This window comes from Victivallis vadensis (genome assembly GCF_003096415.1).
GTDB classification, from domain to species: domain Bacteria; phylum Verrucomicrobiota; class Lentisphaeria; order Victivallales; family Victivallaceae; genus Victivallis; species Victivallis vadensis.
Map to the genome: position 1 here is coordinate 55,496 of NZ_QEKH01000024.1, position 16,072 is coordinate 71,567.

The following is a 16,072-nucleotide window of genomic DNA, read 5'->3' on the forward strand; positions in this document are numbered from 1 at the left end:
CGGACCGGTGGTCATCGGGCGAAGTTCAGACAAGAACGAGAGCTTACTCCTGGCTCTTGCTTTCGACGTATTTGATCGCGTCGCCGACGGTGGTCAGCTTTTCCGCGTCTTCGTCCGGAATATCCGAGCCGAATTCTTCTTCCAGCGCCATCACCAGCTCAACCTGATCGAGCGAATCCGCGCCCAGGTCTTCGATGAATTTCGCTTCCGGAGTAACCTGATCTTCAGAAACCCCGAGCTGTTCGACGACGATCTTTTTCACTTTGTCAGCAACGGAAGACATTTTTGGCATCCCCTTTTCTACTTGGTTTATCTTTAGTTCTCTTAATGCCGTTTTTATTCTTTTAACATACTTTCAGCATAGCGCCTATACTATGCCTCGCCAACGGCCAAAAGTCAAATTTTTTTGTTGAAATAATCCATTTTTTTTGGAAAAACAGGGCGGAAACCGCCCGTTTCCAGCAGCCGCATTCCGGCTGAATTACATCAGCATGCCGCCGTCGACGTTGATGACCTGCCCGGTCACATAGTCCGAATCCGGCGAGCAGAGGAAGTAGACCACGCTGGCCACGTCCTCCGGCTTGCCGCCGCGTTTGGCCGGGATCACGGTCAGGAATGCGTCGCGCGCCTCCTGCGGCAGTTTGGCGGTCATGTCGGTCTCGATGAAACCCGGAGCGACCGCGTTCACCTGGATGTTGCGGGTCGCGAACTCCTTCGCGGTCGTCTTGGCCAGCGCGATCACGCCCGCCTTGGAGGCGGAATAGTTCGCCTGCCCGACGTTGCCCATGCGGCCGACCACCGACGCGATGTTCACGATCTTGCCGGCGCGCTGCTTCATCATCGGGCGGACCACCGCCTTGGTGAAGTTGAAGGTTCCCTTGAGGTTCACCGCGATCACCGCGTCCCACATATCCTCGGTCATCTTCAACATCAGCGTATCCTTGGTGATGCCCGCGTTGTTCACAAGGATGTCGACTTTGCCGAAGTCGGCGATCACGTCGGCGACGGTCTTGTCGGCGTCTTCCGGCTTGGCCACGTTGGCCGCGTAGGCGCGGGCATTAACTCCCGCCGCCTTGAATTCGTCGGCGGTGGCCTGCGCCACGTCGAGCATGATGTCGACGATCGCGAGGGAGGCTCCCTCGGCCGCCAGCCGCGAGCAGATCGCCTTGCCGATGCCGCGCGCTCCGCCGGTGACGATCGCGACTTTGCCTTCCAGACGTTTTTCAGTACTCATTTGTGTTCCCTTTTCCTTGAATGTAGAGATTGATTCCGATTTACAATTCGATATTCCGCAGCGTTTCGGCGCTGTTCACGTTGAGGCCCCGGACTTCGGGCAGCGTGCGGCGCAGCAGGCCGGTCAGCACGTTGCCGGGGCCGAATTCGATCATGGTGTCGCCGCCGGCGGCGACCATGTTGCGCACGCACTCTTCCCAGCGCACCGAACCGGCGACCTGAGCCGCGAGGTTCGCGCGGAGCTGCGCGACATCGGCGGCCGGAGCCGCGGTGAAGTTGTGGTAGACGGGAATCCGCGGCATCGCGACCGGAGATTCTTCGAGCACCTTTTCAAGCGCCTCGCCCGCCGGCTTCATCAGCCGCGAATGGAACGCGCCCGCGACGTTCAGCACGATGATCTTGCGCATGCCGCGCGCCTTGAGCTCCTCGACCGCTTTCGCGAGCTTCACCTTCTCGCCGGAGATCACGATCTGGCCGGGGCTGTTGAAGTTCGCGACGTCGATTTCGCACGCGGCGCAGACTTCCTTGATGATTTCGGCGTCGCCGCCGAGCACGGAGGCCATGCCGCCGGAAGTGGCGCGGCAGGCTTTGTCCATCAGCTCCGCGCGCTGGGCGAGCAGTCTGAGCCCTTCGGCGAAAGTGAAGGCGCCGCCGGCGTACAGCGCGCCGTATTCGCCGAGGCTGAGGCCGGCGCAGCCGACCGGAGTCACATCCGGATATCTGGTTTTGAATGCGGCGAGCGCCGCGCAGCTCATGGTGTAGATGGCGGGCTGGCAGTAACGGCTTTCGGTCAGTTTTTCGGCGGGGCCGTTGAAGATGATCGAACTTTGCTCATAGCCGAGCACCGCGTCCGCCTCGTCAAACAGCGCCTTGGCTTCGGGGAAGGCTTCCGCCAGATCTTTTCCCATTCCGACCGTCTGCGCGCCCTGTCCGGAAAACACAAAAAAAGCTTTCATTCCATTACCTTTCCAGATTGTTGGCCCTTTTTCACGATGTTTGGAAACCTAATCTAACACGCAAATTCCGCTTTTTCAAGCGTTGCGGCCCGAAATCGGCGCTTTCATCGGACCGGACACGGTAAAATAGAATTGTACCCGGTACTAAAACCGTGTACATTATTTGCAGTAACCGTGTACATCGATCATAATAATAACAGATGCGAAACCAGACAGGAGGACAGACATGATTCTGCAGGAACGGACCGACGCCGTTTACGGCGAACTGCGCCGGGAACTGCTGCGCTTCACGCCGGGCAGCCGGTTCTATTCGGTGCGCCAGCTGATGCTCCGCTACGGCGTCAGCCGCCGCGTGATCGATGCGGCTGTGGAGCAGCTGGAACGCGAGCAGGCCGTCGAAGCCCGCCCCGGCAGCGGCATCTATGTGAAGCAGACTTCGCCGCGCAAACGGGTCGCGGTGTTTCTGCCGGACTGGCCGAGCGAGGGGAACCGGCGCTTTTCACAGGATCTGCGCGCCGAGTTCGCGAAGCGGTCCGAACGGTGGGATTTTTCGATCGTGCCCTACGACCATCAGGGGAGTATCCTGCGCGTTGTCGCGGAAACCGCCGCCGCCGTCAGCATCCTGATCTGGCCGGGGCGTCTGGTCAGCCGGGAGGAACTTGGCGAACTGGCCCGGCTTCCGGGGGAAACGGTGATGATGTGGAACGATCTCTATGGCGTGTCGATCCATTCGGTCTGCGCCAACAGCGAGTACGGCGGGATGCTGGCCGCGGCCGGATTCATCCGCAAGGGACACCGCAAGCTCGCGGTGATCGCCTCCGAACCGCGCAACCACGACATCGTCGACCGGATCGCCGGATTCGTCAACACCGCCCGGCTGTTCGGTGCGGAGGCCGTCGAAATTCCGTGCGAAATCCATCCCGGCGATTATTCGACCGGATGCGCCCACGACGCGATGGCCGAATATCTGGCCGCGCACCGCTGCGGTTTCACCGGTCTGTTCACGATGAGCGACGAGTCCACGCAGGGCATCATCTCCGCGCTGGCTGAATTCGACCTGCATGTGCCGGACGAAGTCAGCATCATCAGCTACGGCAACGACCGCAACGCCGACTTCTTCATGCCGCCGTTGACCACGGTCAGCGGCTGCCAGACCGAGTGCGCCCGGCGGCTCGCCGCCGAGCTTGACCGCCGTGAGGAGACTCACGACAGTTCCACGATCTACATTCGCGCCAACCCGAGCCTGATCGAACGTGAATCCGTTAAAAATTTAAAAGCCCCCAAAAAATAGGAGAATCCGTCATGAAAAGAGCTTTCACTTTAATTGAGTTGTTGGTCGTGATCGCAATTATCGCCATTCTCGCGTCGATGCTGCTGCCCGCGCTGAACAAGGCGCGGGAACGCGCCAAAATGTCGCTCTGTACCAGCAGCCACAAACAGGTGATACAGGCTCAGCAGTTGTATGCCAACGACTTCAGCGGTTTTATGGTGTGGAAGATTGCCGATGCACACATGTTTTCCTATGTTCTGACCGGAAACCGCTGGTCTTACAATGCTTCCAAAAAGACGCACAGCTATACGCCGATTCTGGGAGGTGTCGCCTATTTGCCCGCAGAACGCCATAAGTTGTTCAGTTGTCCGCTCTCCGGTTCCTATATGCAGGATGATTTTGAACAGTGGAATACCAACGGTTTCTATTATCCGGCCTGGGACGGGACCACGTATCCGGAAATCAAACCCGTCACCGGTGATTTCTGGGTGAAAGCGGGAGGGGTTGCGTTTCAGGGATATTCGACCAGCCGTGCCCGGCGCCCTTCCGAACTTCATCTTTATGCCGATACTGCACGGGTCGGAATCGGCAACTGGGAACGGGCTATCCGCGGCAACTATTACTGGCGCAGCGATAATGTGCGGGACAGCGGCGGTCCGGGAGGTATCTGGCTCGGACATAACGATCAGGCTCAGGTTTCGTTCATGGACGGGCATACCGCCACGATGAGCCGCGCCGCGCTCACCACCGGAACCATGAAGGTAAAACGTATGGTTTCCAGAGAACTCGGCGAAATCCGCTGATTGCGGTTTCAACAACAGAAAGAGGCTGAAACATGAAATTTTTCCGTCACATCACCGGCTGGTTTGCTGCAGCATGCCTGAGTACCGCCGCATTCGGTTCCGACTCGCCGTGGGGGATTATGTCCCATCCCTTCTGGTCCCGTACCCCGGAGGAGTTCAAGAATGAAATCAAGATGACTTCCGAAGCTGGGGCGGAGTGGATGCGTACCGATTTCGGATTCGGCATGATCTGCAAAGAACCCGGAAAATTCAATTTTTCACGTCCGGACAAGCTGGTTGAGGAATTGGCTGCCAAAGGGATTCAGGTCTTGCCGGTGCTGGAGGGATATGATTGGGAAATCCGTCCGGAGTGCCGTCCGCTCTACAAGCATCTCGATGAGTGGCGCAGCTATGTGCGCGCCGTCGCGGAACATTACAAGGGCAAAATCCACGCATACGAAATCTGGAACGAGCAGGACGGCGGCTTCTGGCGGCCCGCCCCGAATGCCGCCCAGTATGTGAAGCTGCTGAAAATCGCCTACCGCGAAATCAAGGCGGTCGATCCCGATGCGACCGTGATCGTCGGCGGAATGTGCTACTGGAACGACTCCTATATGAAAGACATCTATCTTGCCGGCGGCAAGGGGCATTTCGACGCGGTCGCGGTCCATCCCTATGGCGACGGGCCGGACGCCAGCGCCAAGATGGCATTGGGCGTGGAGCGGTTCAAGGCGCTGCTGGCCGCGAACGGCGACGCGGACAAGGAGCTCTGGATCACCGAATGCGGCGGCTCCAGCAACCGTTCCAGCCTGATGGACCAGCAGCCGGATATGATGGTTCAGGCGATCCGGCTCGCGCTGGAGAAGATCGGCCGGTCGTTCCCGGAAAAGCTGAAAGTCGGCGCGCTGAAGGACCTCGTGAATCCCGGCGCCGAATTCCTGACCGCCCGCGAATGGCTGCCCGGCGCGGAGATCGTGCCGCTGGACCCGCGGCAGCTCGACAAACTTGATCCGGCCCGGATTCCGGTGGTGATCGGCTGCGAACGTCTGACGGTGCAGGACCCGTATGTGAAACCGCTGCGCCGCTATGTGGAGCGCGGCGGCGTGATGATCGCCTCCGGGCAGGTGCCGTTCTATGTCCGCAAGATCCGGCAGCCCAACGGCAACTGGATCGACAAAGACGACTGCGGCACGCTGCACCCGGAGTTCCGGATCGGCTTTCAGGCATGGTGGACCAAAAAAGGGTTGCCCCGCTCCACCTTCAACGTGAAAACCACCGAGGCGGGCCTCGCGGGAGGGATCAAGCCGCTGCGTTCGGTCTATTCGACCCGCTGGATGACCGACGCCAACCTGAAATCGGGGGATGCTTTCACTCCGCTGGTGGATATCGTCGACAACAATGGCCGGGTGATCGGCCATCCGCTCGCGCTGTATACGTTCAAGGATTGGAAAGGGGCGATCATCGCCAATACGCTGCTGCTGACCGGCGGGCTTTCGGAGGCGCAGCAGGCCAACCGCCTGCAGCGGGTCTACCTCTCCTACATCGCGAATGGCGTCAAGCGCATCTTCATCTACAACCTGCGCAACAAGGGGACCAACCCGGCGGAGGGGGAGGACAATTTCGGGATCGTCCGCCGCGATTTCACGCCGAAACCGGCCTGGCACGCTTTCCGGGAGATGACCGCCGCGCTCGGCTCGACCCCGCAATTCATCCGCAATCTGTCGGACGATCCGGCCGTCTGGGCGTTGTTGTTCAAGCGGGCGGAGGACGGCAAACAGGTGCTCGCCGTCTGGGGGGTGAAGCCGGAAACCGTCTATTCGGTCGACGGCAAAGAATACCGCGGCACGCAGGTCCGTTTCCTGACGCCCGCGGAGGATACGAAGATAACGGTGCGATAACGGGGGCGGAGAGATGAGCAGGGAATTTCAGTCGTTTCACATTACGGCCTCAAGCGACCCCGTCGCCGGGCGTATCCTGCGGGAGCGGCTGACGGAACGCGGCCTTGCGGAGGAGCAGTCCGGCCTGAAGATCGAACTGGCCGTGAAGCCGGAACTGGCCGCGGAAAGTTTTGCGCTGCACTGTGAACCGGAGCGCGCATACGCATCCGTCGCCGGCGGCGACCTGCTCGGCCTCCTGTACGGCGTGGGGAAGTTCCTGCGTTCGCAGCGGTGGCGGGCGGGCGGGTTCGGCTGTTCCGCACTGAAGCTCGCGGAAAAGCCTGAAAGACGGCTGCGCCAGGTCTATTGCGCCGGGCATTTCCACAATTTCTGGCAGGTCGCGCCGGAGCCGGTGCAGCGGCGCTGCCTTGAGGACCTCGTACTGTGGGGCGCGAATTCCGTGCATCTGCTGATCCTGCCGGTGATCGACTTCGACGACGACTGGGAGAATCCGCAGCTCAAGGCGCAGATGGATAAGATGGCGGCGCTGGTGCGCTCCTTCGCCGCGATCGGCCTGAAGATTTCGACGGACGTGTATGTGAACCAGTCCTTCCGCAATACGCCGAAGGAGCTGTACGCCAGGCCGAACACCGATCCCAGACGGGGCAACAACGGCCGGAACGTCTGCATCTCCAAGCCGGAGGGACACGAATATGTGATGCGCAATTTCCGGAACTATCTGGAGCGGGTCAGGGATCTGCCGATCCATTTCTGGCGCTTCTGGCCCTATGACGAAGGCGGCTGCACCTGCGAGGCGTGTTCGCCGTGGGGCAGCAACGGTTTCCTGCGGACGGCGGAGGAGATGGCGCGTGAAATCCGCGCGGTGCGGTCGGACGCGCGCTTTATCGTCTCCACCTGGACCTTCGACCGGCAGGAGTGGGAGGGGCTGGCCGCCCGCATGAGGGAAAATCCGTGGATCGATTACGTGGTCGCGGACGGGCACGGCGACTTTCCCCGCTGGCCGCTGGAACATGAGCTGCCGGGCGGCGTGCCGCTGATCACGTTTCCGGAAATCAGCATGTGGGGGCTGGGGCCGTGGGGCGGCTTCGGCGCAACCGTCCTGCCCCGGCATTTCACCGGTTTGTGGAATCAGGTGAAGGGAAAGGCGCAGGGCTGCATGCTCTACTCCGAGGGCATCTACGAGGACCTCAACAAAGTGATCGAGCTGCAGTTCTACTGGAACGACCGTCCCGCGGAAGCGACCCTGCGCGAATACGCCGATTACGAGCTTTACGGCGCGGACCCGGAGGAGTTTCTCGCCCTCTGCCGCCTGTTGGAACTCGACCATGTCAACGATCCGGACGCGGCTCCGGCGGGACTGGCGCAGAAGGCGCTGGCGCTGGCGGAAAAGCTGGATGCGGCCCTGCCGGAAGCCGGCCGCCGGAGCTGGCGCTGGCGGCTGATCTATCTGCGCGCCGTACTCGATGTGGAGCGTCTGGTCGGCCGGACCGTGCAGTCCGAAACCGCCGTCGCCGCGCTTCGTGAGCTGATCGCACTCTACGGCCTGCCGAAATATTCCGAAGAACTCGGACCGATGCACCGCGCGATCCGGCCGCCGCTGTATGAATGACCCTGAAAGGGACTCGCCGGAGGCGAAGGCTACAGCTTCGCAAGTGAATAGAGAATGATGCCGGCAGCCATCAGGATGGCCGCGGCGGCGCGGCGGAGCCACATCGCGCGGCTGATCCGGGCGTCGAGCCTGCCGAAACCGTAGTGCAGCAGCAGGATGCCGAGCGCGATCGAGATCAGCCCGCGGCTGGCCTGTATCACGTTGCCGAACACGGTGCCGAGCAAACCGAAGCAGACGAAAAGCGCCACCTGCGACAGATACCAGCTTACCGCGAACGGGGCAGCTTTCACGAACTGCCGGGTGCTCCAGCGGAACCGGGCCAGCAGCGGCAGCGTCAGGATGCCGAGCACGGCGTAGCAGACGGTGCCGATCGCGAAACTGTCCCGGATGATATTGCCGCTTTTCGGCAGCAGCACCAGCCGGGTTTCGACCATGTCGGTCAGCGAGTAGGCGACCAGGGTGACCAGCAGCCAGAAAAGCCCTTTGCGGGTGAAGTGCGCGCCGCCGCTCCAGTTCATGCCGACCGCCGCGACCGTGCTGAGCAGCACGGCGAACCATTGCAGTCCGGAAAGCGGCGTTCCGGCGAACAGCACGCAGATCATCGCCAGCACCAGAATCTTGAGGCCGAGCAGCGACGACATCCGGCTCGCTTCGATCGAGCGCAGCGTGGTGAAGAAGCCGATCTGCCCCACGGTGAAACAGCCGATCCACGCGATCACCCACAGGATGAATTCCGGCAGGCACTCCAGCAGCTGAGGCGGGAACAGGAACGGCGCGAACGGCAGGCAGAACGCCCCCATCACCAGCTGGGAAAAGATCACCAGCCGCAGCGACGACTTGTACCTGAGCATGAATCCGGCGCTGCACACATAGGAAACCGACTGGAACAACGCACAGGCCAGCCCGGCGACGATACCGAGAAACATACCTGTCCCCCTTGTGAAAAATGCGCCGGCTGGTTGCCGGCACGGTTGAAATATGATTCCGTTACAGCACCGCGTTGGCGGCGATGGTGTCGCGGTAGAACTTCGCGCTGAGCTTCGGCGTGCGCTTCAGAGTGGAGTAGTTCACGTAGACGATGCCGAAGCGTTTCTGGAAACCGTCCGCCCACTCGAAGTTGTCCAGCAGACTCCACACGAAATACCCCTTGACCGGGATGCCGTCGGCGGCGGCGCGCTGCACGCCGCGCAGGTGTTCGCGCAGGTACATCAGCCGGTCGGTGTCGAGAACCTCGCCCTCCGGGGTGAGCCGGTCGGCGGCGGGACAGCCGTTTTCGGTGATGTAGAGGTTCTTTTCGTTCCACAGCTCTTTGCAGAAACGGAGCGTCCAGTAGATGCTTTCGGGGCCGAGCTTCAGCCATTCGACGTTCATGGCCGGGTGGGAATCGCTTTTCGGCACGGTCCGGTAGCCGTAGGGGGAGGCCGGATCGGCGGCGATGTGCTCCGGCGTGTAGATGTTCAGCCCGAGGCAGTCCATCGGCGTCGCGATCGTTTTGAGTTCGGAGTCGGTGAAGTCCGGCATGTTTCCGCCCTGCTCGGCGATGTATTCGTCGGTGAAGCGCCCCTCGCGGATCAGTGTCAGGATGCGGCTGTTGCGGATGCGGAACGCCTTGCGGGCGGCTTCGATGTGCTCCGGCGTCTCGTAGACCGGCACGCAGTTGAGCGGGTTGTCCACCAGTCCGACCCGCACGTCGGCGGGGGAGTTGGCCCGGATCGCATTCAGCGCGAGGCCGTGTCCGAGGCAGCCGTTGTAGATGGTCTGGTTCACGGTTTTCGGATCGAGCTTCAAGCCGGGGGCGAACCGTCCCGCCTCGTAGCCGGAGGCGGTGAAGCAGATGATCTCGTTGACGGTGAAGAAGTTTTTGACCCGGTCCGACAGCTTCGACGCGACATAGCCGGCGTAATCGGCCAGTGCGCGGCTGGTCTCCTTGCTCCGCCAGCCGCCTCTTTGTTCCAGCGCCGACGGGAGGTCCCAGTGGAAGACGGTCACATAGGGGGTGATGCCGTTGGCGAGCAGTTCGTCGACCAGCCGGTTGTAGTAGTCCAGCCCCTTCGGATTCGGGGCGCCGGTCCCTTCCGGGAACACGCGCGGCCAGGCGATGGAAAAGCGGTACGCCTTTATGCCGAGCGACTTCATCAATTGAACATCCTCTTTGTAGAGCGTGTACTGCGACGCGCCGACCAGCGGGATGTCGTCGTTGGCGACGGTGCCGGGCTTTCGGCAGAAATCCAGCCAGTTCGACGGCCCCGCGCCGTCCGCTTCAAGATGCCCTTCGACCTGAAATGAGGCGGTGGCGGCGCCCCACAGAAAATGTTCCGGCATGCGGTAATCCATAAAAAAACTCCTTTTTCCGGTGGTAGTTTTGAATATCATTAAAATACATGCCCGGAAAAAGGAGTTCAAGGAAAAGCGGCGGAAATTCCGTTACACGATGGTCAACTCCATCGGGAATTGCGCCTGATGCAGCGTTCGTCCACGATCGCTGACGGACTTCAGTGCGGCGGACTTTTTGCAGAGGGCGGCCACTTCAAAGCCGTCCAGCATGAATTCATAACGCGGCAGCAGGCTTTCCAGCAGGAAGAGCCGGTCCAGCAGCCGGGTGCGGTCGGAGTCCCGCAGCGTGGCCGTGAAGGTCAGCTTCCAGCCGGAGGGACAGTTCACCGCCTCCAGACCGGTCAGTTCCGCGGCTACCGCCGGTTCGGAGGCGTCCGGCAGCGGTGCGCCGAAGCCGCCGCGCACCACTTCGCGGTCCACTTTGAGCCGGAGCTGCGACGCGATCATGCCGGCCAGCGCCCGTTCCAGCCGCACTCCGTTGAGCCGTCCCGCGCTGCGGTCCGGCGGGATCACTTCCGGGTAGTCGGCGGGAACAAAGCTGCTCTCTGCCGGGTCGATCTGTACTTTGAATCGGAAAGAGGCGGTCTGAAATTCGCAGCCCAGCAGCGTTTCCAGCCCGAACTCCAGATTGTCGTCGGCGGTCAGGGCGGAAAAGACCACCTGCGAACCGCCCGGCAGCGCCACGGTCACGCCGGAGACGGGAAGCCGGTTGTAACGCTCCTCCATTTCGCGCAGGAAAGCGGCGCCCCGCACCGAACGGCCTTCGAGCTTCGCGGTGTAGTCGCGATGCTCCGCCGTTTCAAACGGTTCGGCCGAAACCACCCGCACTGCGACGCTCTCGCCGAATTCCGGGAGCGTTCCGGCCGTGCAGCCGCCGAACCATGCCGCCAGCGCGGTTTCGACCACACCGGAGTCGACCGCCCGGTAAGCGAGCCGTTTTTCGGCATTTTCGGCGCCTTCCTCCTCGGGGCATTCGCCGGGAGTGAACGTCGAACCGCTCATCGCGACCTCGGCAGTCAGGGTGAAACTGCCGAATTCCTTGACGACGCCCTGATGCTCGCGCCCTTCAAAACTGACGCTTCCGGCGGCGAGCGAGTGAAGCCACACCTCCGAACCAGCCTGAGTGGTGACCTTGCCGCCCCATTCGGGACAGCCGGCGGCGAGCCGGGCGAAGCAGTCGCGGAAGTTGACCCGCGCCGCTCCCCGCCCGGTCACATTGAAAACAAATGAGAGAAGGTCGCCGCTCTGATCGCTCTTGACCGGTCCTTCTGAATGGAATACTACCGCAATCCCGTCGCCGTCGACCGGCAGTTCGTCGCATGTGACCGGGCTGCTGCCGCACCAGTTGGCGGCGAGATAGTCCCGGACGGCATTCTGCACCGCCCGCGCCGAGACCGAGCGGCGCAGCTCCGCGGCGGCATTGGAGGAAGAATCAGGGAGAAATACATCTTGAATATCCGGCATCATCACAGTCCTTTCACTTGTTACGCTGCCGACGCGGCAGCTTCCAACAGTGCGGAATTTGTCAACTTCATTCCGAAATAAGTTGACAAAAAGCTTTCTGTAAGAACTTGATTCACTGGCAGGAGGAAGTACATTAACGTATTCAAAAGAGCAGACGGATAAGGGCGGTATGGAGTGATATGAAACCAGAAAGTGCACAGGGTATTTTCACTTGGGGCGGTTTATACCGCAATTAACGACTTGGGAAGAATGTGATGAAATTATATTCGATTATTGCTCTTTTATTACTACTGCTTTTATTTGCCTGTTCTCCCTGCGATATTGATCAACCGGATACGGCAGCCAACCGTAAAGGATTTGAAGCAAATCTCGGCTTCCGGCCGACCAAGGAGATCACTGATGTCTATTTCTATGCGGATGAGTGGGGCGGGGATGCCAAAATACCTGCTGGCATTCAAAGCTCCTCCAAATGTGGTGGATGCCATCGTGAAACAGCAGGAGTTGAAGCGGGAAAGCAATCAGGGTTATGATTCCGATTCGGAAAGATTCCCGTGGTGGAGTTCGGAGTTCAGAAGACAGGCTGAATTTTATCAGTTCGAGGACGAGCGCCGTGAAATTTTGCGGCAGTTATGGCACGATCCGGCTACCGGACGTTGCCATTTCCGGCTGGTGTACTGGTAGAAATTTCAAATGGCGCCCGGAATGGTCAACTGGTTGTGCTGTTATCCCCGCTGAAACGGCACGGGGCAGACTGCATGTAACCGGTTTCATTGCATACGGATCGGACATTGTGTAAAATTGCCCGGCTTGAATTTATGGAGTTATTCCGAAATTTCAAATATCGCGGCGAAATCCATCGATATCCTGACCTTATTTGGATCGCTGGAGCAAAAGGCGGCCGGCAAAAAACAGCGGATTTCTCGATATTCGGCTGTACTGGAATTGTTTCGCTCTGGAAAACGACGGATGTTTTTAAGCTGAATCACCTTACGCTTCATCAAGTTGGCAAGCCGTTCCGCCTCTTTTCGCAATTTGGCGGCGGCTTCCTGATACAGTTGTTCCTCCGCCGCTTCCGTATTGTCGATGCCATAGTAGACCGCACCGAGCAATTCCGGCCTGTCGGAACAGAAGGGAATGGCGCCCTTTCTGATTGCGATATCAAGGATTTCCGCCGCCAGTGTTTCATCAGGCGGCAGGGTTACCGTGACAAGCTGCGTTACGTCCGGTTCGATTTTGGCTCCCGCTGCCCGCCAGCCTTGAAAATCCTTCGTTCCGGTATTGACTGTGGTCGTATCGATTTGGGCAGTTTTGAACCGCTCTTTGATCTTTTCGGAAACCGCGGTGATATTGGCGTCACACGCTTTTTGGGCATCACTGATCAGCAAACCTTGTCCTCTGACCAGAAAAGCCACATAGGCATTTGTAGCTTTCGCAGTAGTTGTGACTGTCGTTTTTATTTCCAACACCGGCTCGTCATTGGAGAACGCATTAAATAATAAGCCGAAAATCAAACAAAATATCCACTTTCTCATGATGAACTTCCTTAAGGCAGCTCTTGGATTGGCATTACTTCAAATTTTGCGTCAAGTGATAATGAGATCCTGATCTTTTCTGGATCGCCGGAATAGAAATCCACCGGTAAAGTATGTGCGATGGACTGAAATTTGATTGGATTCCGCGATCGATGAATAAAATAGCGGTCGAGTTCCTGTAGTTTCACAACTTTACAGCTCTGCAATTTCGCCAGCTTTTCCGCTCGTTTCCATAGCTTGGGATAAGCTGTTTCGCATAGCCGATCCACATCTGCGTCCAAATTTCTGATCCCGTAAAAGATTGCTCCGGAACAACTGAGCTGATCTGAGGCGAATGAATTGAGAGAGGCGAGAAACGGAGTCAATCCCATGCGCAACGCGATGTCGAGAATCTGCGCGGCGCGTCTGGCGTCAGCCGGGATCGTAACCTGAATCAGCCGCGTCACATCAGGTGCGAAACTATCCCGATCGCTGTTTCCGAAATCCCGGTTCCCCGTATTGACAATTTCCGTCTCAATGGCGGCATCGGGGAACTGCCTGCGGATCGCTTCGGAAACCGCCGCCGTTTTCTGGTTGCAGTCGCGCAGGGCGTCGCTGACCGTCAGGCCCTGTCCGCCGGCCAGAAACAGGATATAGGCATGGGTCGGCCTGACTGTTGCGGCGATCTCCGTTTCCACACTCAAAGGCGGCAGCCGCTTTTCTTCCGCCCCCACGCTCCACATGATTGCCGCCGCGGCGATCAGTCCGATGATACGCTTCATATTTTCCTTGTTCCGGTTGAATTGATATGCGGTAATATAAATCCTTGCAACTGTGGAAGCAAGTTGTTTCCGGAAAAACAGGACGGTTGCGTCACAGGCGCTCGATCAGCAGATTGCCGCTGTGGTCGATTGCATTTGGAAACGAGGTTTTCAGCTCGTTGAAATATTTTTGGGCCTCCTCTTTCTTACCGTCTTTCTCCAGGAGTTTGCCAAGCGCGAAACGGGCATAGGCTCCGACCTGAACACCATCGCCATAGCGGCAGTCGCCGAATTCGTCGATTGCCCGCTTCAGGTCCTCGATTTGCGTTTTGCCGGGTTTTTCCCAACGGGCGGCGTACAGCCATGCGCAACCGGCCCGGTTCGACTTCGGATATTTGGCGGCCAGTGCTTTCAGTGAAGCGATCCGCTCTGTTTCCGGCACTTTCCGCCATGCCTGATACATCTGCTCGATCTCGCGCAGTTGCTCTCTGGAGTAATTGCCGGAATCTTTGCCCATCCGCTTCCGGGCCTCCTTCTGCTGCTCCTGCGTGATTTCCTGCTTCTTCTGCTGCGCGAGAAGCGGCTGCACGGCTTTTTCCAACTGGTCGATCTTTTTCTCCAGCCGCGCCAGTTTCTCCTCCTGAGTTTCCGCGAACAGGCCGGTGCAGAGACACGCGATCCCCAGAATCATCCACAGCTTTTTCATTTCCCGTTTCCTTTTTTTGCATGTTTCTTCGGGAACGGCAATATGCCGTCCAGATATAATTAATGGGGGAAAGGCGAAAAAGCAACCCCTTCCGGTAAAATATCCGGATAAAACTCTTCAAACCGTACAGCATGACACTGAAAAGGTTAAAAGAGGGAAAAGGCAGGGAAAACATTTTTATAATTTTATATGGAATCGGGCGTTGTGTAAAACTGCTCCGGCTTGAATTTATGGAATTATTCCGAAATTTCAAATATGGCGGCGAAATCCATCGATATCCTGACCTTATTTGGATCACTGGAACACACTGGCGCAGGCAGAATGCACTGAATCCCCTGAAATTTGGCCGTGTTGCAGGAACTCCGGTCCGTGGAGCTGCGAACGTCCCGGAGAAGAACCACCTTGCGCTCCATTGAGTTGGCAAGCAGTTCCGCCTTTTTCCGCAATTTGGCGGCGGCTTCCTGATACAGTTGTTCTTCCGCTGCTTCCGTATTGTCGACGCCGTAGTAAACCGCACCGCGCAATTCCGTCCTGTCGGAACAGAAAGGGATGGCGCCCTTTCTGATTGCGATATCAAGGATTTCCGCCGCCAGTGTTTCATCAGGCGGCAGGGTTACTGTGACAAGCTGTGTCACGTCCGGTTCGATTTGGGGGCCCGGTGCCCGCCAGCCTTGAAAATCCTTCGTTCCGGTATTGACTGTGGTCGTATCGATTCTGGCATCCTTGAACCGCTTTTTGATCTCTTCGGAAACCGCGGTGATCTTGGCGTCACACGCTTTCTGGGCATCACTGATCAGCAAGCCCTGTCCCCTGACCAGAAAAGCCACATAGGCGGTGGTGGCTTTCATGGTTGCCGTCACCGTTGTTTCCACTCCGAGAGTCGGGACTTCTCCGGCGGTCGCGCAGAGGAGAAGACAAAAGGTCAAACAAAAGCCCCACTTTTTCATAATGAACTTTCCTATGGCTGTTTCGGGTTTTCCATCACTTCAAATTTTCCGACGAGCAACAGCGGTATCCGGACCTCTTCGGGATCGCTGGAGTAAAAATCCACGGGCAGGGTATGCAGAAGGGACCGGAATGTGACTGTATTCTGAAATCGGTGGACGCGAAAATGGTTGAGTTCCTGCAGCCCCGTCACTTTGCAATTCCGCATCCGGGCCAGCCTTTCTGCCTGTTTCCACAGCTTGGGGCAGGCAGTCCGGTATAACCGGTCCAGCTCCGCTTCCGGCTCTCGGGAGCCGTAGAGAATTGCACCGGCGCTGCTGGGCTGATCTGCGGCGGCAGCATGGGGCGAGGCGAGAAACGGAGTCAATCCCATGCGCAACGCGATGTCGAGAATCTGCGCGGCGCGTCTGGCGTCAGCCGGGATCGTAACCTGAATCAGCCGCGTCACATCAGGTGCGAAACTGTCCCGATCGCTGTTTCCGAAATCCCGGTTCCCCGTATTGACAATTTCCGTCTCAATGGCGGCATCGGGGAACTGCCTGCGGATCGCTTCGGAAACCGCCGCCGTTTTCTGGTTGCAGTCGCGCAGGGCGTCGCTGACCA

16 protein-coding genes are annotated in these 16,072 nt (G+C 58.8%); 5 read left to right on the forward strand and 11 right to left on the reverse strand.

Annotated elements, in window-relative coordinates:
* Nucleotides 1-43 precede the first annotated feature (43 nt).
* From C8D82_RS14050 to fabD, 3 genes are all read right to left on the reverse strand, one after another.
* Entirely contained in the window at nt 44-283 is a 240-nt protein-coding gene (locus C8D82_RS14050; protein WP_116884920.1) for an acyl carrier protein, read from the reverse strand.
* 198 nt (nt 284-481) lie between these two features.
* Nucleotides 482-1,234 carry a 3-oxoacyl-[acyl-carrier-protein] reductase gene (gene fabG, locus C8D82_RS14055; protein WP_116884921.1) on the reverse strand — a complete coding sequence of 251 codons (753 nt, stop codon included), beginning with the start codon at nt 1,232-1,234 and terminating at the stop codon, nt 482-484.
* A 40-nt stretch (nt 1,235-1,274) separates the two neighbouring features.
* On the reverse strand, nt 1,275-2,189 hold the full coding sequence (gene fabD, locus C8D82_RS14060) for an ACP S-malonyltransferase (protein WP_116884922.1): 915 nt from the start codon (nt 2,187-2,189) through the stop codon (nt 1,275-1,277).
* A 226-nt stretch (nt 2,190-2,415) separates the two neighbouring features.
* On the opposite strand from fabD, the gene C8D82_RS14065 reads away from it, so the two are divergent.
* The 4 genes from C8D82_RS14065 to C8D82_RS14080 are packed head-to-tail and all read left to right on the forward strand — an operon-like array spanning nt 2,416 to nt 7,748.
* A complete protein-coding gene (locus tag C8D82_RS14065) occupies nt 2,416-3,480 on the forward strand; it encodes a GntR family transcriptional regulator (protein ID WP_116884923.1) in 1,065 nt (354 codons plus the stop codon).
* An 11-nt stretch (nt 3,481-3,491) separates the two neighbouring features.
* Nucleotides 3,492-4,262, forward strand: a complete 771-nt coding sequence (locus C8D82_RS14070; RefSeq protein ID WP_116884924.1) for a type II secretion system protein — start codon at nt 3,492-3,494, stop codon at nt 4,260-4,262.
* Between the two features lie 32 nt (nt 4,263-4,294).
* Nucleotides 4,295-6,139: a cellulase family glycosylhydrolase gene (locus tag C8D82_RS14075; protein ID WP_116884925.1), complete on the forward strand. Its 1,845-nt coding sequence runs from the start codon at nt 4,295-4,297 to the stop codon at nt 6,137-6,139.
* Between the two features lie 13 nt (nt 6,140-6,152).
* Nucleotides 6,153-7,748: a hypothetical protein gene (locus C8D82_RS14080; protein ID WP_116884926.1), complete on the forward strand. Its 1,596-nt coding sequence runs from the start codon at nt 6,153-6,155 to the stop codon at nt 7,746-7,748.
* Between the two features lie 29 nt (nt 7,749-7,777).
* Here the strand turns inward: C8D82_RS14080 and C8D82_RS14085 are convergent, their stop codons facing one another.
* The 3 genes from C8D82_RS14085 to C8D82_RS14095 all read right to left on the reverse strand — a co-directional run bounded on the left by C8D82_RS14085 (nt 7,778) and on the right by C8D82_RS14095 (nt 11,549).
* Complete coding sequence (locus tag C8D82_RS14085) at nt 7,778-8,674, reverse strand: EamA family transporter (protein WP_116884927.1); 897 nt, start codon at nt 8,672-8,674, stop codon at nt 7,778-7,780.
* Between the two features lie 61 nt (nt 8,675-8,735).
* A complete protein-coding gene (locus tag C8D82_RS14090; protein WP_165833090.1) occupies nt 8,736-10,082 on the reverse strand; it encodes a GH1 family beta-glucosidase in 1,347 nt (448 codons plus the stop codon).
* A 90-nt stretch (nt 10,083-10,172) separates the two neighbouring features.
* On the reverse strand, nt 10,173-11,549 hold the full coding sequence (locus C8D82_RS14095) for a hypothetical protein (protein ID WP_133245211.1): 1,377 nt from the start codon (nt 11,547-11,549) through the stop codon (nt 10,173-10,175).
* Between the two features lie 396 nt (nt 11,550-11,945).
* On the opposite strand from C8D82_RS14095, the gene C8D82_RS14100 reads away from it, so the two are divergent.
* Nucleotides 11,946-12,227 carry a hypothetical protein gene (locus tag C8D82_RS14100; RefSeq protein WP_133245212.1) on the forward strand — a complete coding sequence of 94 codons (282 nt, stop codon included), beginning with the start codon at nt 11,946-11,948 and terminating at the stop codon, nt 12,225-12,227.
* A 140-nt stretch (nt 12,228-12,367) separates the two neighbouring features.
* Here the strand turns inward: C8D82_RS14100 and C8D82_RS14105 are convergent, their stop codons facing one another.
* The 5 genes from C8D82_RS14105 to C8D82_RS21275 form a co-directional block, all read right to left on the reverse strand.
* A complete protein-coding gene (locus tag C8D82_RS14105; protein ID WP_116884931.1) occupies nt 12,368-13,078 on the reverse strand; it encodes an SIMPL domain-containing protein in 711 nt (236 codons plus the stop codon).
* A gap of 11 nt (nt 13,079-13,089) precedes the next feature.
* Nucleotides 13,090-13,839 (reverse strand): SIMPL domain-containing protein, encoded by a 750-nt coding sequence (locus C8D82_RS14110; protein ID WP_116884932.1) that lies wholly within the window; start codon nt 13,837-13,839, stop codon nt 13,090-13,092.
* A gap of 91 nt (nt 13,840-13,930) precedes the next feature.
* Entirely contained in the window at nt 13,931-14,524 is a 594-nt protein-coding gene (locus C8D82_RS14115; protein ID WP_116884933.1) for a tetratricopeptide repeat protein, read from the reverse strand.
* A 236-nt stretch (nt 14,525-14,760) separates the two neighbouring features.
* Complete coding sequence (locus C8D82_RS14120) at nt 14,761-15,471, reverse strand: SIMPL domain-containing protein (RefSeq protein ID WP_116884934.1); 711 nt, start codon at nt 15,469-15,471, stop codon at nt 14,761-14,763.
* 11 nt (nt 15,472-15,482) lie between these two features.
* A partial coding sequence (locus C8D82_RS21275; RefSeq protein WP_165833092.1) for a hypothetical protein occupies nt 15,483-16,072 on the reverse strand: 590 nt, incomplete at its 5' end.

Coding starts and splice junctions, on each gene's coding strand:
- C8D82_RS14105 (WP_116884931.1), bottom strand. CDS start 13,078: ATGAGAAAGTGGATATTTTGTTTGATTTTCGGCTTATTATTTAATGCG.
- C8D82_RS14100 (WP_133245212.1), top strand. CDS start 11,946: ATGTCTATTTCTATGCGGATGAGTGGGGCGGGGATGCCAAAATACCTG.
- C8D82_RS14070 (WP_116884924.1), top strand. CDS start 3,492: ATGAAAAGAGCTTTCACTTTAATTGAGTTGTTGGTCGTGATCGCAATT.
- C8D82_RS14120 (WP_116884934.1), bottom strand. CDS start 15,471: ATGAAAAAGTGGGGCTTTTGTTTGACCTTTTGTCTTCTCCTCTGCGCG.
- C8D82_RS14115 (WP_116884933.1), bottom strand. CDS start 14,524: ATGAAAAAGCTGTGGATGATTCTGGGGATCGCGTGTCTCTGCACCGGC.
- C8D82_RS14050 (WP_116884920.1), bottom strand. CDS start 283: ATGTCTTCCGTTGCTGACAAAGTGAAAAAGATCGTCGTCGAACAGCTC.
- C8D82_RS14110 (WP_116884932.1), bottom strand. CDS start 13,839: ATGAAGCGTATCATCGGACTGATCGCCGCGGCGGCAATCATGTGGAGC.
- C8D82_RS14075 (WP_116884925.1), top strand. CDS start 4,295: ATGAAATTTTTCCGTCACATCACCGGCTGGTTTGCTGCAGCATGCCTG.
- C8D82_RS14085 (WP_116884927.1), bottom strand. CDS start 8,674: ATGTTTCTCGGTATCGTCGCCGGGCTGGCCTGTGCGTTGTTCCAGTCG.
- C8D82_RS14095 (WP_133245211.1), bottom strand. CDS start 11,549: ATGATGCCGGATATTCAAGATGTATTTCTCCCTGATTCTTCCTCCAAT.
- C8D82_RS14080 (WP_116884926.1), top strand. CDS start 6,153: ATGAGCAGGGAATTTCAGTCGTTTCACATTACGGCCTCAAGCGACCCC.
- C8D82_RS14090 (WP_165833090.1), bottom strand. CDS start 10,082: ATGGATTACCGCATGCCGGAACATTTTCTGTGGGGCGCCGCCACCGCC.
- fabG (WP_116884921.1), bottom strand. CDS start 1,234: ATGAGTACTGAAAAACGTCTGGAAGGCAAAGTCGCGATCGTCACCGGC.
- C8D82_RS14065 (WP_116884923.1), top strand. CDS start 2,416: ATGATTCTGCAGGAACGGACCGACGCCGTTTACGGCGAACTGCGCCGG.
- fabD (WP_116884922.1), bottom strand. CDS start 2,189: ATGAAAGCTTTTTTTGTGTTTTCCGGACAGGGCGCGCAGACGGTCGGA.